The following is a 23,210-nucleotide window of genomic DNA, read 5'->3' on the forward strand; positions in this document are numbered from 1 at the left end:
GAAGGCTCCTTCCCCACCGCGATGTTCTGCGGTGCGTGACTCCACGGTACGGCTCCGTGACCGGCGTCCGCCGGGCATCGGCGGAATCACCTCCGGGGGTTGTGCGCCCGGCGCGCCGGGGCGCGCACACGGCGGCGGGGCCACGAGGCCGGGCCGGCCGGGGAAGCCGCCGGCCGGCCCGTCGTCGCCCCGGACTCTCAGTCCTCGTGCCCCAGTTGGAGGTCGCGTTCGGTGCGTCCGCCGCCTGCCACCTGGAGAACGGTGGCCACCGGCGGATACCCGGCCGCGATCACGGTGTACTCGCCGGTGGACAGGTCCACGAACCGGAACGCCCCGTCGGCGCCCGTGGTGAGGGTGTCGACCACATTGCCGGCCGCGTCCAGGAGGGTGACCCGGGCGTCCTCGACGGGCCGGCCGCCGCTCGCCCGTACGATGCCGCGCAGCACCGCGCCGCCGGCGAGTTCGATGTCCTGGCGGGTCTCCCTGGCCGCCTGCACACTCACCGGCAGCGCGGCGGGCCGGAAGGCGGGGGCGCTGGCGGCGAGGGTGTACTCCCCGGCCACCAACTCCGAGATCACATAGCCGCCTTCGCGACCGCTGCGGGTGGATGACACGACCTCGCCGCGGACATCGGTGAGGGTGACGGCGGCGTCGCGGACCGGGATGCCGTCGGCGGTGACGACGGTCCCGGCGAGGCGCCCGGCCCCGCCGAGCACCACATCGAGCTCGACGGGCCGTTCGCCCACGGTGACGCTGACGGCCTGCGGCTGGTGGCCACCGGCGGCGGCGATGAGCACGTACGAACCGGCGCCCGGCACGCTCAGCGCGTACCGCCCGTCGTCGCCGCTCGCGCCGCGTCCGACCTGTTGGCCCTGGACGTCGATGAGGGTGAGGGCGGCGCGCGGGACCTTCGTACCGTCGGGGTGCTGGACGCTGCCGCAGACCGGCACGCCCGACAGGTGGACGGACGGCGGCAGAGCGGCGGCCTCGGTGCTCGTGGGGGGCGTGGGGGTTGTGGTGGTGCGGGCGGCCGGAACGGTCACGGACTCGGCGGCGCTTTCGGGGCTGTGGTGGGACACCAGCGGTTTCTCCTTGAGGAAGAAGGCGAAGAACATGCCGAGCGCGAGCACCGGCACGAGGTAGAGGAAGATCCGCGGCATCGCGTCGGCGTACGCCTGGATGTAACTGTCGCGCAGCGCGGGCTCCATCGCATGGACCAGCTGCGGGGTGATCGACTCGGGGTCGGGGAGGTCGGCGCCGGAGGGCAGCCGGACGGCGAGCGCGTCAGCGAGGCGGCCGGCGAAGAGCGTTCCGAAGACGGCGGCGCCGACGCTGCCGCCGATCTGCCGGAAGTAGTTGTTGGCGCTGGTGGCGGAGCCGATGTCGGCGGGCTCGACGGAGTTCTGCACGGCAAGCACCAGGACCGGCATGATCAGCCCGATCCCGATGCCGAGCACGGCCTGCGCGACGCTGTATTCGAGCCGCGGGGTGTCGGTTTCGAGGCGGGAGAGCAGCCACATCCCGACCACCGAGATGCCACTGCCGAGGATCGGGTGGATCCGGTAGCGGCCGGTGCGGGAGATCAGCTGGCCGGAGACCACGGACGCGATGACGATGCCGCCCATCATCGGAAGCATCAGCAGCCCGGATTCGGTGGCCGTGGCGCCGTCGACCATCTGGAGGAAGGTCGGCAGATAGCTGGCGGCGCCGAACAGCCCCACCCCGACGATCGCCCCGACCAGCGCGGTCACATTGAAGATCGAGTCCCGGAACAGCCGCAGCGGAATGATGGGTTCGGCCGCCCGGTGCTCGACCACCAGGAACAGCAGGGTCGTTCCGACGGCCCCGGCCCCCAGCCCCAGGATGGTGCGCGATCCCCACGCGTACTCCGTGCCGCCCCAACTCGTCAGCAGCACCAGGCAGGTGGAGGCGGCGGCGAGCAGCAGCGCGCCCAGCACGTCGAGGCGGGGCCGGACGGTGGGCCTGGGGAGTTTCAGTACGACGGTGATGACGGCGAGCGTGACCAGGCCGAACGGGACGTTGATGTAGAAGCACCAGCGCCAGGACGCGTGGTCGGTGAAGAAGCCGCCGAGCAGCGGGCCCGCCACGGAGGCTAGGCCGAACGCGGCGCCGATGAGCCCCATGAACCGGCCACGTTCCCTGGGCGGCACGACATCCGCGATGATCGCCTGGACCCCGATCATCAGCCCGCCGCCGCCGATGCCCTGGACGGCGCGGAAGGCGATCAGCTCGTCCATGGTGCGGGACCAGCCGGCGAGCGCGGAGCCGATGACGAAGACGACGATGGCGAACTGGAAGACGCCCTTGCGGCCGAAGAGGTCGCCGAGCTTTCCGTAGATCGGCAGCCCGATCGTGGAGGCGAGCAGATACGCGGTGACGGCCCAGGACATCTTCTCCAGGCCGTGCAGCTCGCCGACGATCTTCGGCAGCGCGGTGGCGACGATCATCTGGTCGAGCGCCGCGAGCAGCAGCGTGAGCATCAGCCCGATGAAGATCAGCCGGATGCGGTGGGGGCTGGCCTCCGGTTCGCCGTACGGGGCGGGGGCCGCAGCCGCCGATCCGGCCTCGGCAGGGGGCGGCGAGGGCGGATCGGCGGCCGTTCCGGCGGTCCCCGTGCCGCCCGGCTCCTCCTCCAACAGAGTGATCCCACCCACCACGTGCCGCTCCCCTCGTCGCGTCTGCGCCGCCCATTTCTGCCATTGCGCAAGAACGGAGGGCAAACGCGACGGAGGGGCGCCGACAGCGCGTCTCGGGGGCTTAGTTCCCGGTGGGAGCCACTACGGCGCACAACCGGCGGGCCGAGAAAACCACCCGAACCGGTGAGGCCGGTCAAGCACGGAGAGGGCTACTTCTCGACCTCGGTGGCGAGGTTCTGCAGCAGCTCGTCGTAGATCCGCCCGAGCCCCTTGGGCGCGAAGGTCTTCTCGAAGAACCCGCCGATACCGCCGGCACCGTTCCAGACGGTCGAGACGACGGCCTTCGACCTGCCCTCGCCGGCCGGGGTGACGGTCCAGGTGGTGACCATCGAGGAGTTGCGGTCCTTCTCCACGAGCTGACCGTCGGTGGGCTCGGTGACCTCCAGCAGACAGTCGCGCACCCGCTTGCTGGTGGCCTGGAGCTTCCAGTGGACGAGGGTGCCCTCGCCGTCACCGCCCTCGCGCACCTCGTACTCACTGAAGTGTCCGGGCAGCACCTTGCCCCGGACCTCCTTGTAGTCGGCCAGCGCGTCGAACACCGTCTCCGCGTCCGCCGCGATGACTCGCTCTGTCGTGGCCTCGACCTGCGCCATGGCTGTTCCTCCAGCACTCGGTTGTTCGGGGGTGTGCTGAGCCAACCATCTCGGGCACTCCGCTCAAAATCCGGCCCGGGACGAAGGGGAGAAAACGATCAAGGGAACAAGTGTTCTATTCTCTGTCCAGTGCTACCGAGGAGGCGTCCATGCGCTGGGACAATCTGGTCGAGAAACCCGCCACGACCGGGAACAGCGCGCTCTTCACCGCCGACGCGGTGACCACGCGCACCTTTGACACCCCCGAGTTCCGGGGGATCACCTTCCACGAGATCCGGGCCCGTTCGATCGTGAACCGGGTGCCGGGCGCATCGCGGATGCCGTTCGAATGGACGGTCAATCCGTACCGGGGCGGTTCGCACGCCTGTGTCTACTGCTTCGCCCGCAAGACCCACAGCTATCTGGATCTCGACACCGGCCTCGGCTTCGACTCCCAGATCGTCGTCAAGGTCAACGCCCCGGAGCTGCTCCGCGGCCATCTGGCGTCCAGCCGCTGGCACGGCGCGCACATCGCGATGGGCACCAATGTCGACTGCTACCAGCGCGCCGAGGGCCGGTACCGGCTGATGCCCGGCATCATCTCGGCGCTGCGCGACCGGGCGAACCCGTTCTCGATCCTGACCAAGGGGACGCTGATCCTGCGCGATCTGGAACTGCTGCGGCAGGCCGCCGAGGTCACCGACGTCGGCATCTCCGTCTCGGTCGGCTTCGTCGACGAGGCGCTGTGGCGCACCGTCGAGCCCGGCACCCCGTCCCCCCTGCGCCGGCTGGACACCGTCCGCACCCTGAGCGAGAACGGCATCGACTGCGGCGTACTGATGGCCCCCGTCGTCCCGTTCCTCGGCGACCATCCGGACCAGCTGCGCGCCACGGTCCGGGCGATCGCCGCCGCCGGGGCGACCTCGGTGACCCCGCTCGTCCTCCATCTGCGGCCCGGCGCCCGGGAGTGGTACATGCAGTGGCTCGGCAACCACCACCCCCATCTGGTGCGGCGGTACGAGCGGCTGTACGCCGAGGGCGCCTACGCGCCCAAGTGGTACCAGCGCCGCATCACCCGGTACGTCCACGAGCTGGCGACCGAGTTCGGCATCGGCCCCTCGCACCGCGGCACCGCCCGGCGGCTCCCCACGCGCAAGGAGCGGCCCTCGCCGCTCGACGGCCCCGGGTCCACCCAGCTGACCCTGCTCTGATCTGCCGGAACCGTCACGGAGACCGAAGGAACAACACGTACAAATGGGTCAACTCTCTACATAACAGGTCCTTCCCGGCGTGAATGCGGGGAGCATGCGGCGGGGGCTGCGCCACGCGCAGCCGTGTTTCCCCCACCACGGGAGGCCATATGACGAAACGTTCAGGAGTTCTGTTCGCCGTCGGTGCGACGGTCGCCGGTCTGGTGACCGCCGCACCGTCCCCGGCGGCCGCCGACAACGGTGCACGGCTCGCCGCCGCCGCACAGCTCGAATGGACCGACTGCGGCACCAAGTCGTATCCGCGGCTGCAGTGCTCATCGGTCAGTACCCCGCTCGACCATGACGATCCGTCGGGCCGGCGGATCACCCTCGCCCTGTCCCGCATCCCGCACACCGCGAAGACCTTCCAGGGCCCCTTGCTCGTCAACCCGGGCGGCCCCGGCGGCAGCGGACTGTCGATGGCCGGATTCGTGGCGTCCTCGCTGCCGAAGGCGATCGCCTCGCAGTACGACGTCATCGGCTTCGACCCGCGCGGCGTCGGAAAGAGCCGGCCGGCGCTGGACTGCGTACCGAAGTATTTCGACCCGCTGCGCCCCGACTCGGTACCCGGCTCCCCCGGCGTCGAGCAGGCCAACCGGAACCGGGCCCGCGCCTTCGCCGAGGCGTGCGGGCGCAAGTACCCGGATCTGCTGCCGCACATGGACACGGTCAGCGCGGCGAAGGACCTCGATGTGATCCGCCGGGCCACCGGCTCGCGGCAGCTCAACTACTTCGGGTACTCCTACGGCACCTACCTCGGCTCGGTGTACGCGAAGCTGTTCCCGGAGCGGGTACGACGCTTCGTGCTCGACTCCAACGTGGACCCGGACGGCGTCTGGTACGACGCCAACATCAGCCAGGACTACGCCTTCGACGCCCGCCACAAGGCGTTCGCCGCCTGGGTGGCGAAGCACGACTCCACGTACCGGCTCGGCAACGACCCGGCGAAGGTCGAGGCCGCCTGGTACGCGATGCGCGAGGCCGTCAAGGCGCGGCCGGCGGGCGGAAAGGTCGGCCCGGGCGAACTGGAGGACACCTTCCTGCCGGGCGGCTACTACAACGGGTACTGGCCACTCCTGGCCGAGGCGTTCGCCGCGTACACGAACGACGGCGACGAGACGGCCGTGGTGAAGGCGTACAAGAAGTTCGGCGCGGTCGACGCCGAGGGCGACAACGGGTACTCGGTCTACACAGCCGTACAGTGCCGCGACGCCCAGTGGCCCCGGCAGTGGAACACCTGGCGCGGCGACAGCCGTCGGGTGCACGCCAAGGCGCCCTTCTTCACCTGGAACAACAACTGGTACAACGCCCCGTGTGCCGACTGGCCGGTGGAGCCGCTGAATCCGGTACGCGTCTCCAACAGCGCCCTTCCGCCGGTGCTGCTCTTCCAGGCCACCGACGACGCGGCCACACCGTACGAGGGCGGGGTCACCCTGCACCGCAGGCTGCGCGGTTCCAGCCTGGTCGTCGAACAGGGCGGCGGCAACCACGGCATCACGCTGAGCGGCAACGACTGCCTGGACACCTATCTGGCGGACTACCTCGCCAAGGGCACCGTCCCGCGCGGCGAGGGCAGCCGGGCCGACGCGGACGCGGTGTGCGCCAAGTCCCCCGACCCGCAGCCGCTGACCGGCGAGGCGGCGTCGAAGTCGGCCCGGCGAACGGGCTCCGGCAGCAGGGGCGGCACCCTGCACGGACTGCTCGGCTTCCGCGGCTGACGCCCCGGTCCGGCTCGTGTACGGGCCGTCCCGGCGGATGCGCCAGGATGGCCCGTATGACGACACGGACCACACCCACCGGGATACGAGTTCGGGACATGACCGTCGACGACTGCGGGGCCGTCACGCGAATCCGGGTGCGCGGCTGGCAGAGCGCGTACGCGGGGCTGATGCCGCAGTCGTATCTGGACGACATGGACCTCGCCGTCGCCGAGGACGTGGAGCGGCGCCGAGCGTCCTTCACCGGGGGCACCACCATCGTGAACCTGGTGGCCGAGCGGCCGGGGTCCGGTGTGATCGGCTGGGGCTGCTACGGCCCGTCCCGGGAGGCGGGCAGGCCGGTCGCGCGGGGCGAGCTGTACGCGCTCTATGTGACGCCCGATCAGATCGGTACCGGGGCGGGCCGCGCCCTGATGGCGGAGATACTCGCCCGCAGCGCGGCCGACGGCCTCCCGGATCTGGTGCTGTGGGTACTGAAGGAGAACGCCCCGGCCCGCCGCTTCTACGAACGCGCGGGTTTCCGTCCCGACGGCGCCGAGGAGTCCTTCGAGGCGGACGGTGTACCGGTGCCCGAGGTCCGGTACGTACGCACTCCCGGCGGCCCCGCCGCCCGCTGAAGCCCGGCGGCCCTTCAGGGCGTGTCCAGCCGGCCGAGCGCGTCGCGTGCCGCACCGCCCAGCCTGGGGTGCGGCAGCGCCGCCTCCAGGAGCGGGCGGGCCCGCTCGTCCCCCAGCTGTCCGAGCCCCTCCACGCAGGCGAGCGCCACCCGCCAGTGCGGCTCGCCGGGCGCGAGCAGCGGCTCCAGGGTGCTCATCAGCGCCGGTACGGACTCCGGGGCCCGCAGCGCGGTGAGCAGCCGCACCGGGTGCAGGGCGTACGCGGTGCGCAGGGTGTTGGTCGCCAGGGCCGCGGCGGCCCGGGGCGTACGGGGGTCGCCGAGGAGCACCAGGGCGTGGGCGGCCGAGACGCAGCGCTCCGGGTCGCGGTGGTTGAGCAGCAGGACCAGCGCCTCGAAGGCCCGTCGGTCTCCGCCGCAGCCGAGCCGGAAGGCGGCGATCTCGCGGGCCCAGAGCGGGCGTTCGCGTTCCACCAGGACCCGGGCCAGTTCCTCCTCGTCCTCGGTGGCGAGCAGTCCGCGGCATTGCGCCGACTCCCCCGTCGCTTCCGCCTCGTCAGCAAGCCGGTCCGCCAGCGACCGGAACTCCTCGTCCATGACCATCAGCGTATCGGCGGGGACTCTGCGTATCGAGGGGCGGGGGAAATGTGGCCCGGGGCACAGCGACCGGGGGCTGGCGCGCTCGTTACCGGGCAGTTAGTCTCATGTGAGCGGGACATCATCCCCGCTTGCTCCGGTGGCCTGGTGACGCAGCCACCCGGAGTGCTTGTCGGTTCGGCAGTATTGCGAGACGTGACTCCGGGACAGAGTCCGTCGCCCCTTTCCGGGTCCGGGCGTGCTCATCGCGCCGACGGCCCCGAGTTCCACGACACGCAATTCCCGCACGTGTCGCGCCGGTTCTCCTTCTCCCTGTGCGCGCGCCGTGCCTCCTCACAGTCGTCACTCATTCTCTGGAGTCCCGTGATGGACACCCCGCTCAGCACCATTGCCGTCGTCGGTCTCGGCACCATGGGCACCGGCATCGCCGAGGTCCTGGCCCGCGCCGGCCATGAGGTCATCGGCATCGACACCACCGACGCGGCCGCCCTGCGGGCCGTCGCCGCGCTGGAAGCCGCCACCGCCCGCGCCGTGCGGCGCGAGCGGATCACCGAGGAGGAACGGAGCGACGCCCTCGCCCGGTTCCGCACCTTCACCGACCTTCGGGCCGCAGCGGAGGCGGAGCTGGTCATCGAGGTCGTGCCCGAGTCGTACGAGATCAAGCAGCAGGTCTTCCGGGAGCTCGACGCGATCGTCTCCCCCACCACGATCCTGGCGACCGGCACCAACGCCCTGTCGGTGACCCGGCTGGCCGCCGAATCGCTGCGCCCGGAGCGCGTGCTCGGTCTGCACTTCTTCAACCCGGCACCGGCGATGAAGCTGGTCGAGGTGGTCTCCTCGGTGCTGACCGCGCCGCCGGCCGTCGAGGCGGTCACGGCGCTCGCCCGCAGCCTGGGCAAGGAGCCGGTCGCGGTCGGCGACCGGCCGGGCTTCGTCGCCGACGGGCTGCTGTTCGGCTATCTCAACCAGGCCGCCGCGATGTACGAGGCCAATTACGCCTCCCGGGAGGACATCGACGCGGCGATGAAGCTCGGCTGCGGTCTACCGATGGGACCGCTCGCCCTGCTCGACCTGATCGGGATCGACACCGCCCGTACCGTCCTGGAGGCGATGTACGCCGAGTCGCGCGACCGGCTGCACGCCCCGGCGCCCGTGCTCAGGCAGCTGAGCGAGGCGGGGCTGACCGGCCGCAAGTCGGGCCGCGGCTTCTACACGTACGAGGGGCCCGGCAGCCAGACCGTGGTGCCGGACGCGCTGACGCCGCGGGGCGACGGGGCGGCGGCGGCCGGGCGCACGGTGCGCTCGGTGGGTGTCGCGGGGTCCGGGACGATGGCCTCGGGGATCGCCGAGGTCTTCGCGAAGGCCGGGTACGACGTGGTGCTCGCCGCCCGCGGCCAGGAGAAGGCGGACATCGCGAAGGGCAGGATCGCCAAGTCCCTGGAGCGTTCGGTCACCAAGGGGCGGCTGACGGCCGAGGCGCGGGACGCGGCGCTGGCCCGGATCACCGCGGCCGGTTCGCTGGACGCCTTCGCCGATGTCGACCTCGCGGTGGAGGCCGTCGCCGAGGACCTGGTGGTCAAGCAGCAGTTGTTCGGGACCATGGACAAGGTCTGCAAGCCGGGCGCCGTCCTCGCCACCACCACCTCGTCGCTGCCGGTGGTGGCGATCGCCCGGGCCACCTCGCGTCCCGAGGACGTGATCGGGATGCACTTCTTCAACCCGGCGCCGGCGATGAAGCTGGTCGAGGTGGTCCGTACGGTGCTCACCGCCGACGATGTCCACGCCACCGTCCGCGAGGTGTGCGGCAAGGTCCGCAAGCACCCGGTGGACTGCGGGGACCGGGCCGGTTTCATCGTGAACGCGCTGCTGTTCCCGTACCTCAACAACGCGATCAAGATGGTCGAGGAGCACTACGCGACCCTCGACGACATCGACGCCGCGATGAAGCTGGGCGGCGGCTACCCGATGGGCCCGTTCGAACTGCTCGACGTCGTCGGTCTCGATGTCTCGCTGGCCATCGAGAAGGTGCTGCACAGCGAGTTCCGCGACCCGGGCCTCGCTCCGGCGCCGCTGCTCGAACACCTGGTGGCCGCCGGCTGCCTCGGCCGCAAGACGGGGCGCGGCTTCCGCGAATATGCCCGGCGCTGAGAGGGCCCGGCGCCGCGGCGCCGCGAAGCCCGCTGCCGGGTCCTTCGAGGCCAAAGGCGGTTGGGGCGGGCTGCTCGATCCTTCGGGCGGCCCGCCCCCACGGGCGCACTCCCCCGACCCGATGCAGTACGTTCACACCATGTCCCAGCCCGCCAGGTCCCCCCGTGTCTCCGCCGCGCCCGACGCCCAGGAAAGTGCCGCAGGCACGCGCGCCGCCGCCCAACGGCTCAAGATGCGCCGCGAGCTGGCCGCCGCGGCGATGGAACTCTTCGCCACGAAGGGGTACGAGGCGACGACGGTCGACGAGATCGCGGGCGCCGCCGGTGTCGCCCGGCGAACCTTCTTCCGGCACTTCCGTTCCAAGGAAGAGGCGATCTTCCCGGACCACGACGACACCCTCGTCAGGGCCGAGGCCGTCCTCAATGCCGCACCGGCGCACGAGCACCCTCTCGACACCGTCTGCCGTGGCATCAAGGAAGTCATGAAGATGTACGCGGCGAAGCCCGCGGTCTCCGTGGCCCGTTACAAACTGACCCGCGAGGTCCCCACCCTGCGCCAGGCGGAGATCGCCTCGGTGGCCCGTTACGAGCGGCTGTTCACCCGTTATCTGCTGGGCCACTTCGACGAGCGCGACCACCATGTCGGCAACGACGACCCGCTGCTGGCGGAGGTCGCGGCGTCGGCCGTGGTCACCGCGCACAACCATGTGCTGCGCCGCTGGCTGCGGGCGGACGGCGAGGGCGATGTGGAGGCGCAGCTCGACCACGCCTTCGCGATCGTCCGGGACACCTTCGGGACCGGCATCGGGGCCGGCCGGAGCGTCGGCGCCGAGCCCGCGAAGCAGCCGGCCGCCTCGGTGGCGTCCCAGGGCGAGGTGCTGGTCGCCGTGGCGCGTACCGACGCGCCGCTCGACGAAGTGATGCGCACGATCCAGCAGGCGCTCCAGGACCGCTGAAGGGGTGCGGGCGGGGGGCGGGCACGCCTCCGCCCCCCGCCCGCGCCGAAACCTGGTTGCCGCGCCCGCGCACCGGTGTTGTGGTGGGCGGATGAATCCTGCCCAAGAAGCTCTTCTGGCCCTGTTCGACCGCGAGATGCGCGAGCATGCCCGCCCCGACGCCCCCGGGGTCCGGGTCGAGCGCACCGCGGACGTCGTACGGCAGGTCGGCACGGCCGACGACTGGAACGGCGTCGTCTGGTCGGCCCCGGATCTGGATCCCGCCCGGGCGGACGCGGTGATCGCCGAACAGGTGGCCCACTACACGGCTCTCGGGCACGGCGAATTCGAGTGGAAGCTGTACTCGCACGACCGGCCGGCCGATCTGGCCCAGCGGCTGCCGGCGGCCGGTTTCGCGGCGGAGGAGCCGGAGACCCTGCTGGTCGCCCCGGTCGCGGAGCTCTCGACTCAGGTGGCGCTCCCCGACGGCGTACGGCTGCGGACCGTGCGTGACGCGGACGACGTGGAGCTGATGGCCCGCGCCCACGGGCGGGCGTTCGGCTCCGACTGGTCGCGGCTGCGGCATCAGGTGCTGGCCCGGCTGGCCGAGGCCCCGCACGATTTCGTCGGCGTGCTCGCCATGGTGGGCGACGAGCCGGTCAGCTCGGCCCGGATGGAGCTGTACCCGGGCACGGGCTTCGCGGGGCTCTGGGGCGGCGGCACGGTCGAGGCGTGGCGCGGGAAGGGCATCTACCGGGCCCTGGTGGCCTTCCGCGCCCGGATCGCGGCGGAGCGCGGCTACGACTACCTTCAGGTCGACGCCTCCGACATGAGCGCACCGATCCTCCGGCGACTCGGATTCCTCGCCCTGAGCACCACGACCCCCTATGTGTACCGGTCGAACTGATCGATCATTCGCGGTCCTTTAGCGGGCATATCCCTGCGAAACACCCTCCACGCTGCTCATACGTGCCCGGCGGGTGACAAGTGAGAGAAATTGTTGGCACCGAGTGCCTTGCCAGGTGTCACGGAGTGCCATACGTTGAAGTTGTCCGGGCGGCCGGCGTGCTGCGAACTCACGTACGCCGGCTGTCCCCGCAAGCGATTCACCCGCGCGCCCGGACGCCTGCGTCACAGGCAAACCCTTCTGCTCCACAGAGCAAGCCGAAGCTTTGACCGCCGAACCGACGGCAGCACCTCCACACCGTTCCCTCTCCTGCTCGCAGGGATCGCAAGCGTTCCCTCAGCGCCCCCATCCGCCGGAGGCATCCCGTGAAGGAAATCCTGGACGCGATCCAATCGCCGGACAGCACGACCGCAGACTTCGCGGCCCTGTCCATCCCCGAGTCGTACCGCGCGGTGACCGTGCACAAGGACGAGACCGCGATGTTCGACGGCCTCGCCACACGCGACAAGGACCCCCGCAAGTCGCTGCACCTCGACGAGGTTCCGGTGCCCGAACTCGGGCCCGGCGAGGCCCTGGTAGCCGTCATGGCGAGCTCGGTGAACTACAACTCCGTCTGGACCTCGATCTTCGAGCCCATGTCCACGTTCGGCTTCCTGGAGCGCTACGGAAAGCTCAGCGAGCTCACCCGGCGCCACGACCTGCCGTACCACGTCATCGGTTCCGACCTGGCGGGCGTCGTCCTGCGCACCGGTCCCGGCGTCAACGCCTGGCACCCCGGCGACGAGGTCGTCGCCCACTGCCTCTCGGTCGAACTGGAGTCCTCGGACGGCCACAACGACACGATGCTCGACCCCGAGCAGCGGATCTGGGGCTTCGAGACCAACTTCGGCGGGCTGGCGGAGATCGCGCTCGTCAAGTCCAACCAGCTGATGCCCAAGCCCGGCCACCTCAGCTGGGAGGAGGCCGCGGCTCCGGGCCTGGTCAACTCCACCGCGTACCGCCAGCTCGTCTCGCGCAACGGCGCGGGCATGAAGCAGGGCGACAACGTGCTGATCTGGGGTGCCAGCGGCGGACTCGGCTCGTACGCCACGCAGTTCGCGCTGGCCGGCGGCGCCAACCCGATCTGCGTCGTCTCCAGCGACCAGAAGGCCGAAATCTGCCGGAAGATGGGCGCCGAGGCGATCATCGACCGCAACGCCGAGGGCTACAAGTTCTGGAAGGACGAGCACAACCAGGACCCCCGCGAGTGGAAGCGCTTCGGCAAGCGCATCCGTGAACTCACCGGCGGCGAGGACGTGGACATCGTCTTCGAGCACCCGGGCCGCGAGACCTTCGGCGCCTCGGTGTACGTGACCCGCAAGGGGGGCACGATCGTCACCTGCGCCTCCACGTCCGGCTACAACCACGAGTACGACAACCGCTACCTGTGGATGTCGCTGAAGAAGATCGTGGGCTCGCACTTCGCCAACTACCGCGAGGCGTGGGAGGCCAACCGGCTGGTCGCCAAGGGCAAGATCCACCCCACGCTGTCGAAGGTCTACTCCCTGGAGGACACCGGCCAGGCCGCGTACGACGTGCACCGCAACCTCCACCAGGGCAAGGTCGGCGTCCTGGCACTGGCGCCCACCGAGGGCCTGGGCGTGCGCGACGAGGAGCTGCGCGAGCAGCACATCGACGCCATCAACCGGTTCAGGAACATCTGACATGAGCGGCCGTCAGAAGGACCGCCCGTGGCTCATGCGGACGTACGCCGGTCACTCGACCGCCGAGGCGTCCAACGAGCTCTACCGGCGCAACCTCGCCAAGGGCCAGACGGGCCTGTCGGTCGCCTTCGACCTGCCGACGCAGACCGGTTACGACCCCGACCACATCCTCGCCCGCGGTGAGGTCGGCCGGGTCGGCGTGCCGGTGTCGCACCTCGGTGACATGCGCCGGCTGTTCCAGGACATCCCCCTGGAGCAGATGAACACCTCGATGACGATCAACGCCACCGCGATGTGGCTGCTGGCGCTGTACCAGGTGGTCGCCGAGGAGCAGGGCGCCGATCCCACGAAGCTCCAGGGCACCACGCAGAACGACATCGTCAAGGAGTACCTCTCGCGCGGGACGCACGTCTTCCCGCCCGGCCCCTCGCTGCGGCTGACCACCGACATGATCACGTACACGGTCAACCGCATCCCGAAGTGGAACCCGATCAACATCTGCAGCTACCACCTGCAGGAGGCGGGGGCCACTCCGGTCCAGGAGATCGCGTACGCCATGTCGACGGCGATCGCCGTGCTCGACGCGGTCCGTGACTCCGGGCAGGTGCCCGAGGAGAAGTTCGGCGATGTGGTCGCACGGATCTCCTTCTTCGTGAACGCGGGCGTCCGCTTCATCGAGGAGATGTGCAAGATGCGCGCCTTCGGCCGCATCTGGGACCGTGTCACCCGCGAGCGGTACGGCATCGAGAACCCCAAGCAGCGGCGCTTCCGCTACGGCGTCCAGGTCAACTCCCTGGGGCTGACCGAGGCGCAGCCGGAGAACAACGTCCAGCGCATCGTCCTGGAGATGCTGGCCGTCACGCTCTCCAAGGACGCCCGTGCCCGCGCCGTACAGCTGCCGGCCTGGAACGAGGCGCTGGGGCTCCCGAGGCCCTGGGACCAGCAGTGGTCGCTCCGTATCCAGCAGGTGCTCGCGCACGAGAGCGACCTGCTGGAGTACGAGGACATCTTCGCCGGGTCGCATGTCATCGAGGCCAAGGTGGACGAGCTGGTCGCCGAGTCGCTCGCCGAGATCGACCGGATCGAGCGGATGGGCGGCGCCATGGCGGCCGTCGAGTCCGGCTATCTGAAGTCCGAGCTAGTCTCCTCGCACGCTGCCCGCCGGGCCCGGATCGAGGGCGGCGAGGAGCGGATCGTCGGCGTCAACATCTACGAGACGACCGAGCCGAACCCGCTCACCGCGGACCTCGACGGGGCGATCATGACGGTCGACCCCGCCAACGAGGCCAGGGTCGTCGCCGCCCTCCACGACTGGCGCGACAACCGCGACGAGGCCCGCGCCACCGAGGCACTGGCCGCCCTGAAGAAGGCCGCGGCGGGCACCGAGAACATGATGGAGGCGACCGTGGAGTGCGCCCGCGCGGGTGTCACCACCGGCGAGTGGTCCTGGGCGCTGCGCGATGTCTTCGGCGAGTTCCGGGCCCCGACGGGCGTCTCGTCCGCGCCGGTCGCGGTGACCGCCGAGGCGGGCACCCCGCTGGCCCTGGTCCGCGAGAAGGTCGCCCGGACCGCGGCCGACCTGGGCGCCGGACGGCTGCGGCTGCTGGTCGGAAAGCCGGGTCTGGACGGGCACTCCAACGGCGCCGAGCAGATCGCCGTACGGGCCCGTGACGCCGGCTTCGAGGTCGTCTACCAGGGGATCAGGCTGACCCCCGAACAGATCGTCTCGGCTGCCCTCGCAGAGGACGTGCACTGCGTCGGACTGTCGATCCTGTCCGGCTCGCACGCCGAGCTCGTGCCGGACGTGCTCACCCGGCTGCGCGAGTCGGGCGCTGCCGACATCCCGGTCATCGCGGGCGGGATCATTCCGCCCGCCGACGCGTCGGCCCTGATCGGGGCCGGTGTCGCCGCCGTATTCACCCCGAAGGATTTCGGTATCACGGAGATCATCGGCCGTATCGTCGACGAGATCCGGAAAGCGAACAAGCTCGACCCTCTGGAGGTCCCCGCATGACTGCCGTCAACCGCCTGCGTCCGCGCCGTTCCTGCCTGGCAGTGCCCGGCTCGAACCCGCGGTTCCTGGAGAAGGCCCAGGGCCTCCCGGCCGACCAGGTCTTCCTCGACCTGGAGGACGCCTGTGCGCCGCTCGCCAAGGAGGGAGCCCGGCACACCATCGTCGACGCGCTGAACAACGGTGACTGGACGGGCAAGACCCGGGTCGTGCGGGTCAACGACTGGACCACGCACTGGACGTACCGCGATGTCATCACCGTCGTCGAGGGCGCCGGCCAGAACCTCGACTGCATCATGCTGCCCAAGGTCCAGGACGCCCAGCAGGTCGTCGCCCTCGACCTGCTGCTGACCCAGATCGAGAAGACGATGGGCTTCGAGGTCGGGAAGATCGGCATCGAGGCGCAGATCGAGAACGCCAAGGGCCTGGTGAACATCGACGACATCGCCGCCGCCTCGCCGCGCCTGGAGACGCTGATCTTCGGCCCGGCCGACTTCATGGCGTCGATCAACATGAAGACCCTGGTCGTCGGTCAGCAGCCGCCCGGCTACGGCGCGGACGCGTACCACTACATCCTGATGCGCATTCTGATGGCGGCCCGTACGCACGACCTCCAGGCGATCGACGGCCCCTTCCTGCAGATCCGTGACGTGGACGCGTACCGCGAGGTCGCGGGCCGGGCGGCGGCGCTGGGCTTCGACGGCAAGTGGGTGCTGCACCCGGGTCAGGTCGACGCGGCCAACGAGGTGTTCTCGCCCTCGCAGGAGGACTACGACCACGCCGAGCTGATCCTCGACGCGTACGAGTGGTGCACCTCCGAGGAGGGCGGCAAGAAGGGCTCGGCGATGCTGGGCGACGAGATGATCGACGAGGCGAGCCGCAAGATGGCCCTGGTCATCGCGGGCAAGGGCCGCGCGGCCGGCATGCAGCGCACCTCCAAGTTCGAAGCGCCGGAGGCCTGATCATGCAGTTCGGACGCACATACGAGGAGTTCGAGGTCGGTGCACTCTACAAGCACTGGCCGGGGAAGACGGTCACCGAGTACGACGACCACCTCTTCTGTCTGCTGACCATGAATCATCACCCGTTGCACATGGACAGCAACTACGCGGAGCGGACAACCGATTTCGGAAAGAACGTCGTTGTCGGCAACTACATCTACTCGCTGTTGCTCGGCATGTCCGTTCCGGACGTCTCCGGAAAGGCGATCGCCAATCTTGAGGTCGAGTCGCTGAAGCATGTCGCGCCGACCTTCCACGGCGACACGATCTACGGCGAGACGACCGTTCTCGACAAGACTCCGTCAAAGTCCAGGAGCGACCGCGGAATCGTCCACGTGGAGACCAGGGGGTACAAGCAGGACGGCACGCTGGTCTGCGTGTTCCGCCGCAAGGTGATGGTCCCCACCGAGACGTACATCAAGGAGCGAGGCGGCGAGCAGCCCGGCCGCCCCGAGTTGAACCAGCCTTCGCAGAAGAACGTGGAGAAGTAGCCATGACGCGACTCGCCCAGACCGCAGGCCTCAACGACGTCCAGCAGGAAATCCTCGCCACGGTCCGGGATTTCGTCGACAAGGAGATCATTCCGGTCGCGACCCAGCTGGAACACCGTGACGAGTACCCCACCGAGATCGTCGAGGGGCTCAAGGAGCTCGGCCTGTTCGGGCTGATGATCCCCGAGGAGTACGGGGGCCTGGGTGAGTCGCTTCTCACATACGCGCTCTGCGTGGAGGAAATCGCCCGCGGCTGGATGAGCGTGTCGGGAATCATCAACACGCACTTCATCGTGGCGTACATGCTCAAGCAGCACGGCACCCAGGAACAGAAGGACACGTTCCTGCCGCGGATGGCGCTGGGCGAGGTCCGGGGCGCGTTCTCGATGTCGGAGCCGGCGCTGGGCTCGGACGTCTCGGCGATCAGCTCCAAGGGCGTCAGGGACGGCGACGAGTACGTCCTCAACGGCCAGAAGATGTGGCTGACGAACGGTGGCACGTCCTCGCTCGTCGCCGTCCTGTGCCGGAGTGACGAAGGCCACCCCGAGGGGACCGCCCCGCACAAGTCGATGACGACGTTCCTGGTCGAGAAGGAGCCCGGTTTCGGCGAGGTCCGGCCCGGTCTCACCATTCCCGGCAAGATCGACAAAATGGGTTACAAGGGTGTCGACACGACCGAACTCATCATGGACGGACTACGAATTCCGGCCAATCGCGTTCTGGGTGGCACCACCGGCCGAGGGTTTTACCAAATGATGGACGGAGTAGAGGTCGGCCGGGTGAATGTGGCGGCACGTGGCTGTGGTGTCGCGCAGCGTGCATTCGAGCTGGGTGTTTCCTACGCCCAGCAGCGTCAGACCTTCGGAAAGCCGATCGCCCAGCACCAGGCGATCCAGTTCAAGCTGGCCGAAATGGCCACCAAGGTAGAAGCCGCCCATGCGATGATGGTAAATGCAGCGCGCAAAAAGGACTCCGGGGAACGAAACGACCTGGAGGCAGGGATGGCGAAGTACCTCGCCTCCGAGTACTGCAAGGAAGTCGTCGAGGACGCCTTCCGTATCCACGGCGGTTACGGCTTCTCCAAGGAGTACGAGATCGAGCGCCTCTACCGGGAGGCCCCGATGCTGCTTATCGGTGAAGGTACCGCCGAGATCCAGAAAATGATCATCGGGCGCCGACTCCTCGAGGAGTACCGGTTCCAGGGGTGATTGTCCCTTTCGAGGCGATTTAGCCGCGAAGAAGATCACACCCTGTCACCCTCGGCCGGTGCCTTCCCACCGTCCGACTCGGCTGCTGGCTTGCCCAGTTGTTGCTCGCAACCGATAACATCGCCGGAAAAGCCGCCGTCCCCCGTTGCCAGCGCGGCATCATCCGCTACGAAGGTCATCCATGCCCGACAGCCAAACCTCTGCACCACGCGGCGGGGTCCGCCTTGCGCGCGGAGCTTCGCCGTGGCTCCTCCCGACCGTCGCCACCGCGGCACTCAGCCTCGCCCGGGCCCGCAGGTCCGGACGCTGGGCCGCGGTCGCCGTGCCCACCACCGCGCTCGCGGCGGGCATGCTGTGGTTCTTCCGCGACCCCGAGCGCGAGATCACCCAGGGCCGGGTCATCTCGCCCGCCGACGGTGTGGTGCAGAGCATCATGCCGTGGAAGGACGGACGCACCCGCGTCGCGATCTTCATGAGCCCTCTGAATGTTCACGTCAACCGTGCACCACTGGCCGGCACGGTGACCTCGGTCGAGCACGTCCCCGGCGGGTTCGTTCCGGCATTCAACAAGGAGAGCGAGAACAACGAGCGCGTTGTCTGGCACTTCGACACCGAGCTCGGCGACATCGAGATGGTGCAGATCGCGGGTGCGGTCGCCCGGCGCATCGTCCCGTACATCCCGCAGGGCACGAAGGTGGAGCAGGGCGAGCGCATCGGCCTGATCCGCTTCGGTTCACGGGTCGACATCTACCTTCCGGAAGGTGTCGAGGTCGCGGTCGAGGTCGGCCAGGCCACCACCGCGGGGGTGACTCGAATTGACCGTGATTGATCCCGACACACAGGCAGGCTGGGTACCCGAGGCCGAGTCCGAGGAGGACGCCGGCGAGGACATGCCGCTCTCTCTGCGGCTGTCGATAGCGGACACCCTGACTCTCGGTAACGCGACGTGCGGATTCATGGCGGTGTACTTCACCACCACCGGAATCCTGATCCCGCACCTCACGGGCAGCGACGAGAGCGGCATGGCCCGGCACTCCGCGGCCACCGCCGTGATCCTGATGCTCCTGGCGGCCGTCTTCGACCTCTTCGACGGACTCGTGGCACGCAAGCTGCGCTCCTCGCCGATGGGGGCCGAGCTGGACAACCTCTCGGACCTGATCAGCTTCGGGCTCGCCCCGGCGTACTTCGTCCTCGTGTACGGCATGGTCGCGGACGACGCGCACCAGCGGGTCTCCGCGCTGGCGGCCATCGTGGTGCTGCTGGCGGTGGTGCTCAGGCTTGCGAGATTCTCCTGCGTGACCATGAAGGACGGCATGTTCCAGGGCATGCCGAGCCCCTTCGGAGCGCTCACGGTCGTCTCGATCGTGCTCCTGGAGCTGCCCTTCGTACCGACGCTGCTCGCGATCGTCGGAGTGGCGTGGCTCATGGTCAGCCGGGTCGAGTACCCGAAGCCGCGGGGCGTCCTCGCGGTGGCGATGCTCAGCTGGATCGTGGCTGCGATGGGGCTCCTCGCCGCGTGGGCGTTCGACGCCCCCGGCGGTCAGCTGCTCCTCCAGACCGGCTGCGCGCTCCAGGTGGTCCTGGGAGCGGTCATCCCGCTCTTCGCGACGGCCCGGCGCGTGAACACCTTCCGTGACAACCGGCGCGAGGCACGGACGGCGCAGCTGCCGTAGCGGCACGCAAGACACATCGGAAGGACCCGGGTGCTCCCCAGCACCCGGGTCCTTCCGCGTTTGTGGCCCGCTCCGCCCAGTATGTTTGGGCCCTACCGGCTGGCGGGCGCCGTCCCCGGAACCAGGCCTTGATGATGAAGGACTCGGAACCCGATGACAGACAACTCCGACATGATCGACTTCGTGCGGGAACGCCTCGCCGAGGAGGAACGCATCGCGCAGGCGGCGGGCGGCGACAGCTGGCGGTGCCCGGCCGATGTGCCCGGCGAGGTCCACGACCGGTCCGGGGGCATCGCGTTCAGCGTGCGGAATCTCGGCTTCGACCAGCACATCGCCTTCCAGGACCCCGCGCGTACGCTGCGCCGCATCGAGACGAGCAGGGTGCTTCTCGACGAGTACGCGGAGGTCGCCGGCCTGGACACCGACCGCCCGGACCAGGACTTCCGGTCCGGGCGGGCCGTCGGGCTGGGATTCGCCGTCCGGCAACTGGCCGCGGAACACGCCGGCCATCCCGAGTACCGGGCCAGGTGGCTCCCCCGGTTCATCCAGTAGCGGCGAACCGCCGCGACGCGCTGATGGAGGCTCCCCCGTGCGAAGGCGCGTGCCTCGGTGCCGGGCGTCCCGAGAGGTGCCCTCGGTCAGCTCACGCCCGGCCCCGACGGTCAGGTGCGGATGGGCGATGGGCTTGTCACCGGTGTCCTGATGGCGCTCAGGCAGCCCCTGCCCGGTGAGCTGGGAGACCAGGGCGCTGACGTCGTTCGGCCGCATCAGCAGCACGTCGGCGGCCTCGCGGACGGTGACGCCCTCCCGCTGCGCGACGAAGCGCAGCGGCGCGAGCTGCCCCTCGGGCGGCCTGGGACGCTCGAAGTCCTGGGCGGACGCGCGGGAATCGGGCATGCCGCGACAGCGGGTGTGCGGCCATGGGTATGCCGAAGGAGTTCCGCCCTGCGTCCCCCGGCCACGGTCCTCCTGCGGATGGCGGCAGGAGGGCTAAGGTTTCAGAAGGGACGCATCGGACCGCCAGGGACGCCATGCACCGACACCGCAGCGCACCGGACAACACCCAGGAGCTCCTTCTCACCCTGGGGCATCTCGTCGATCAGGCTCTGGAGAACATGAGGCTCCAGCGCGCCCGCGCGGAGCTGGGCCTGGCCCTCCAGCGGCATCTGCTCCCCGCCGGGCTGCCCGAATTCCCCGGACTCAGGATCGGCGCCCGGTACTCGCCCTCGCAGGACGGTCTGGCCGTGGGCGGTGACTTCTACGACGCCTTCACGATGCGGGACGGGGTGGCGGGGATCGCCATCGGCGATGTGCAGGGGCACGGGGTGGAGGCTGCCGCCTTCATGGGTGAGGCCCGCGCCAGCCTCAGGGCCCTGGCCAGCGTCGAGGTCGACCCCGGCAGGGTGCTGGCCCGCGCCAACGATCTGCTGATCTCGCTGGGCGGCGATCTGTTCACGACCTGTTGCCTGGTGAGCTTCGCCCCGGAGAACGGGGAGCTGGCGGTGGCGCGGGCCGGACACGTACCGCTCGTGTGGGGTACCGACGACGGTGACTCCGGTGTCTCCCTCGACGCGGGCGGGGTGCCCCTGGGCATCCTGCGCGGCCAGCGGTACCCGGTGACCCGTCGGCGGCTGCTGCAGCCCGGGTACCTGGTCATGCTGACCGACGGGGTCGTGGAAGGGCCGGCGTATCCGATCGACGAGGGGCTCGCCGCGGTGTCGGAGCTGGTCGGCGCGGCCCGCGGAGCCGATCCCGGCGAGCTGGCCGGGCGGGTGATCGAGGTGGCGGACCGGACCGGTCACGAGGATGACGCCGCCGTGCTCGTCGTCCGCTACGACGGCGCGCCGGGAAGGGCCGGCGGGGACGGGGCCTGACGCCTCGATGCGTGACGTCGGCCGCGCCGTGGCGGGACACAACCCGTTCGTCACCCTCGTCGGTGTGTTCCGCAGGCCGCGCGGCCATCGTGCCCGCCCCTCTCCCCGCCCCCGGCGGCACATGGCGCCGTGGTGTCCGATGCTGGTGTGGTGGACAGCGCACGGTTCCGGCGGCAGACGGTCACGGTCCTGACGGTCCTCGCGGTGGCCGCCTTCTACTACACGACGGCCCGTCTGGGGCTGCTCCAGCAGCTGGTGCGCGGCCAGGTCACCCCGCTGTGGCCGCCGACCGGGATCGCGGTCGCGGCGCTGCTCGTGTTCGGGATGCGGATCTGGCCCGGAATCGCTCTCGGCGCCCTCGCCGCCAACATCGCCATCGGGCCCTCCGTGCTGCCCGTGCTGCTCATCGCCGCCGGAAACACGCTCGCCCCGGTCTGTTCCTACCTGTTGCTGCGCCGCGCGGATTTCCACAACGAACTCGACCGGCTGCGGGACGCGCTGGCGCTGGTGTTCCTGGGCGCGCTGGCCGGCATGCTGATCAGCGCGACGGTGGGCACCGGAGCCCTGGCCGTCTCGGGCGTGCTCCCGGCCGACGAATTCTGGCCGACCTGGTCGGTCTGGTGGACGGGCGACGCCATGGGCGTCATGGTCGTGACGCCGTTCCTGCTCGTCGTCCGCAGGATCCGCCGGCCGTACGGGATCGGCCCGGCCAGATGGGCGGAGGCCGCCGCGCTGGCGGTGAGCACCACCGCTGTCACCGTGCTGGCCACCGACATCGCCGGGGCCTCGCTGCTCTTCCTCGTATCGCCCTTCCTCATCTGGGCCGCCTTCCGCTTCGAACGGGCCGGCGCCGCCTGCTGCGCGCTGGGCGTGTCCACGCTCGCGATCCTCGCCGCCGGGCGGATGACCGGCCCCTTCGCCGACCACAGCCTGCTCACCAACATGATCACTCTCCAGGCGTTCAACGGCTCCACCGCGCTCACCTCCCTGCTGCTGGCCGCGGTCGTCACCGAACGGAACCGCACCTACCGCGAGATCAAGCGGCTCTGCACGCAACTCTCCGAGAAAGTGACCCATCAGGACCCCTGAGTCACTCCATCGGTCCTGCGACGGGTGCGCCGCCCCGCGATCGGCAGCAGGCTGATGGGCGACGGCACCGCGACGAGGGCAACCGGACGCCGAAACTCGGGCGAACGGGCGCCGTAAGAGGTGGAGCCATGCCCCATGTGTCTGCGAATGTCCATGTGTCCCGCCCCGCCGACGAGGTCTTCTCGTTCCTCCGGGATCCGCGGAACCTGGCTGAGTGGTCATCGAGCATAGACCGGGTGATCGAGGGCCCGGTCGCCGCCGAGCTGGGTGACGAGTACACCTGCAAGTTCCCGGGCAGACGACGGGCGCACCGCCTGCGGTGCACCGCGAGCTCACCCGTCGAGTACCTCGTCTTCCGCGGTGCGGGCATGTGGACGCCGCTGGGCCGCCACTCCCCGGAGCTGGAGTTCCGGCTGAGTCCGGGGCGGCTGGGCACGACGGTCACCGTCTCGGTCAAGCCCCATCTGGACGGCGGCATGATACTTCTCGCGCCGTTCGTGACGATGGCCTGGCGCCGGGATCTGCCTTCGGAGCTCCAGAGTCTGGCCGATCTGCTGAGCAGCCGGGACGGTGCGGGAGAGGGCCGGGGCGGCCGGGACACGGGGGACGGTCAGGACACGGCGCCCTCCGTGGGGTGGCCGGGCTGATCTCCGGTGGCCGGGCGGGGCGCGGCGTCGGCGCCCCGCCCCGCCCCCGGAGGA

The 23,210-nt window shown here is 70.0% G+C and carries 20 protein-coding genes; 17 read left to right on the forward strand and 3 right to left on the reverse strand.

What is annotated here, in order from left to right; translation table 11 throughout:
- Positions 1-197: 197 nt before the first annotated feature.
- Both ACFVH0_RS03425 and ACFVH0_RS03430 read right to left on the reverse strand, forming a co-directional pair.
- The gene (locus tag ACFVH0_RS03425; protein ID WP_385817772.1) at positions 198-2,678 is read right to left on the reverse strand and encodes an MFS transporter; all 2,481 of its coding nucleotides are present in this window, start codon (positions 2,676-2,678) and stop codon (positions 198-200) included.
- 188 nt (positions 2,679-2,866) lie between these two features.
- Complete coding sequence (locus tag ACFVH0_RS03430; protein WP_124721496.1) at positions 2,867-3,310, reverse strand: SRPBCC family protein; 444 nt, start codon at positions 3,308-3,310, stop codon at positions 2,867-2,869.
- Between the two features lie 149 nt (positions 3,311-3,459).
- Between ACFVH0_RS03430 and ACFVH0_RS03435 the strand changes: the two genes are divergently transcribed.
- The 3 genes from ACFVH0_RS03435 to ACFVH0_RS03445 all read left to right on the forward strand — a co-directional run bounded on the left by ACFVH0_RS03435 (position 3,460) and on the right by ACFVH0_RS03445 (position 6,874).
- The gene (locus ACFVH0_RS03435) at positions 3,460-4,500 is read left to right on the forward strand and encodes an Rv2578c family radical SAM protein (protein WP_385817773.1); all 1,041 of its coding nucleotides are present in this window, start codon (positions 3,460-3,462) and stop codon (positions 4,498-4,500) included.
- 149 nt (positions 4,501-4,649) lie between these two features.
- The gene (locus tag ACFVH0_RS03440) at positions 4,650-6,257 is read left to right on the forward strand and encodes an alpha/beta hydrolase (RefSeq protein ID WP_385817774.1); all 1,608 of its coding nucleotides are present in this window, start codon (positions 4,650-4,652) and stop codon (positions 6,255-6,257) included.
- 56 nt (positions 6,258-6,313) lie between these two features.
- The gene (locus ACFVH0_RS03445) at positions 6,314-6,874 is read left to right on the forward strand and encodes a GNAT family N-acetyltransferase (protein ID WP_385817775.1); all 561 of its coding nucleotides are present in this window, start codon (positions 6,314-6,316) and stop codon (positions 6,872-6,874) included.
- A 14-nt stretch (positions 6,875-6,888) separates the two neighbouring features.
- Here the strand turns inward: ACFVH0_RS03445 and ACFVH0_RS03450 are convergent, their stop codons facing one another.
- Positions 6,889-7,470 (reverse strand): HEAT repeat domain-containing protein, encoded by a 582-nt coding sequence (locus ACFVH0_RS03450; RefSeq protein ID WP_385817776.1) that lies wholly within the window; start codon positions 7,468-7,470, stop codon positions 6,889-6,891.
- A gap of 366 nt (positions 7,471-7,836) precedes the next feature.
- Between ACFVH0_RS03450 and ACFVH0_RS03455 the strand changes: the two genes are divergently transcribed.
- From ACFVH0_RS03455 to ACFVH0_RS03520, 14 genes are all read left to right on the forward strand, one after another.
- A complete protein-coding gene (locus tag ACFVH0_RS03455; protein ID WP_385817777.1) occupies positions 7,837-9,618 on the forward strand; it encodes a 3-hydroxyacyl-CoA dehydrogenase family protein in 1,782 nt (593 codons plus the stop codon).
- Positions 9,619-9,757: 139 nt separating this feature from the next.
- Entirely contained in the window at positions 9,758-10,573 is an 816-nt protein-coding gene (locus ACFVH0_RS03460) for a TetR family transcriptional regulator (RefSeq protein WP_385817778.1), read from the forward strand.
- Between the two features lie 91 nt (positions 10,574-10,664).
- Positions 10,665-11,459: a GNAT family N-acetyltransferase gene (locus tag ACFVH0_RS03465; RefSeq protein ID WP_385817779.1), complete on the forward strand. Its 795-nt coding sequence runs from the start codon at positions 10,665-10,667 to the stop codon at positions 11,457-11,459.
- Between the two features lie 365 nt (positions 11,460-11,824).
- The gene (gene ccrA / locus ACFVH0_RS03470; protein WP_385817780.1) at positions 11,825-13,162 is read left to right on the forward strand and encodes a crotonyl-CoA carboxylase/reductase; all 1,338 of its coding nucleotides are present in this window, start codon (positions 11,825-11,827) and stop codon (positions 13,160-13,162) included.
- 1 nt (position 13,163) lies between these two features.
- Positions 13,164-15,176, forward strand: a complete 2,013-nt coding sequence (locus ACFVH0_RS03475; RefSeq protein WP_385817781.1) for a protein meaA — start codon at positions 13,164-13,166, stop codon at positions 15,174-15,176.
- The gene (locus ACFVH0_RS03480; RefSeq protein WP_266728439.1) at positions 15,173-16,135 is read left to right on the forward strand and encodes a CoA ester lyase; all 963 of its coding nucleotides are present in this window, start codon (positions 15,173-15,175) and stop codon (positions 16,133-16,135) included. The genes ACFVH0_RS03475 and ACFVH0_RS03480 overlap by 4 nt, the downstream gene beginning before the upstream one ends.
- 2 nt (positions 16,136-16,137) lie before the next feature.
- On the forward strand, positions 16,138-16,665 hold the full coding sequence (locus tag ACFVH0_RS03485; RefSeq protein WP_385817782.1) for a MaoC family dehydratase: 528 nt from the start codon (positions 16,138-16,140) through the stop codon (positions 16,663-16,665).
- Between the two features lie 2 nt (positions 16,666-16,667).
- Positions 16,668-17,873, forward strand: coding sequence for an acyl-CoA dehydrogenase family protein (locus tag ACFVH0_RS03490; RefSeq protein WP_385817783.1), 1,206 nt, complete (start codon positions 16,668-16,670; stop codon positions 17,871-17,873).
- A 181-nt stretch (positions 17,874-18,054) separates the two neighbouring features.
- Positions 18,055-18,702, forward strand: coding sequence for a phosphatidylserine decarboxylase (locus tag ACFVH0_RS03495; protein WP_266687608.1), 648 nt, complete (start codon positions 18,055-18,057; stop codon positions 18,700-18,702).
- Positions 18,689-19,546: a CDP-diacylglycerol--serine O-phosphatidyltransferase gene (gene pssA / locus ACFVH0_RS03500; protein WP_259929500.1), complete on the forward strand. Its 858-nt coding sequence runs from the start codon at positions 18,689-18,691 to the stop codon at positions 19,544-19,546. The genes ACFVH0_RS03495 and pssA overlap by 14 nt, the downstream gene beginning before the upstream one ends.
- 153 nt (positions 19,547-19,699) lie before the next feature.
- Positions 19,700-20,098: a DUF6221 family protein gene (locus ACFVH0_RS03505; protein ID WP_385817784.1), complete on the forward strand. Its 399-nt coding sequence runs from the start codon at positions 19,700-19,702 to the stop codon at positions 20,096-20,098.
- A 479-nt stretch (positions 20,099-20,577) separates the two neighbouring features.
- Entirely contained in the window at positions 20,578-21,420 is an 843-nt protein-coding gene (locus tag ACFVH0_RS03510) for a PP2C family protein-serine/threonine phosphatase (protein ID WP_385817785.1), read from the forward strand.
- 147 nt (positions 21,421-21,567) lie between these two features.
- Positions 21,568-22,509 carry an MASE1 domain-containing protein gene (locus tag ACFVH0_RS03515; RefSeq protein ID WP_385817787.1) on the forward strand — a complete coding sequence of 314 codons (942 nt, stop codon included), beginning with the start codon at positions 21,568-21,570 and terminating at the stop codon, positions 22,507-22,509.
- A gap of 128 nt (positions 22,510-22,637) precedes the next feature.
- Positions 22,638-23,156 (forward strand): SRPBCC family protein, encoded by a 519-nt coding sequence (locus ACFVH0_RS03520; RefSeq protein WP_385817788.1) that lies wholly within the window; start codon positions 22,638-22,640, stop codon positions 23,154-23,156.
- The last annotated feature ends 54 nt before the right edge of the window (positions 23,157-23,210 follow it).

The sequence above is a fragment of the Streptomyces sp. NPDC127117 genome (assembly GCF_042677325.1).
In the GTDB taxonomy this organism is placed as follows: domain Bacteria; phylum Actinomycetota; class Actinomycetes; order Streptomycetales; family Streptomycetaceae; genus Streptomyces.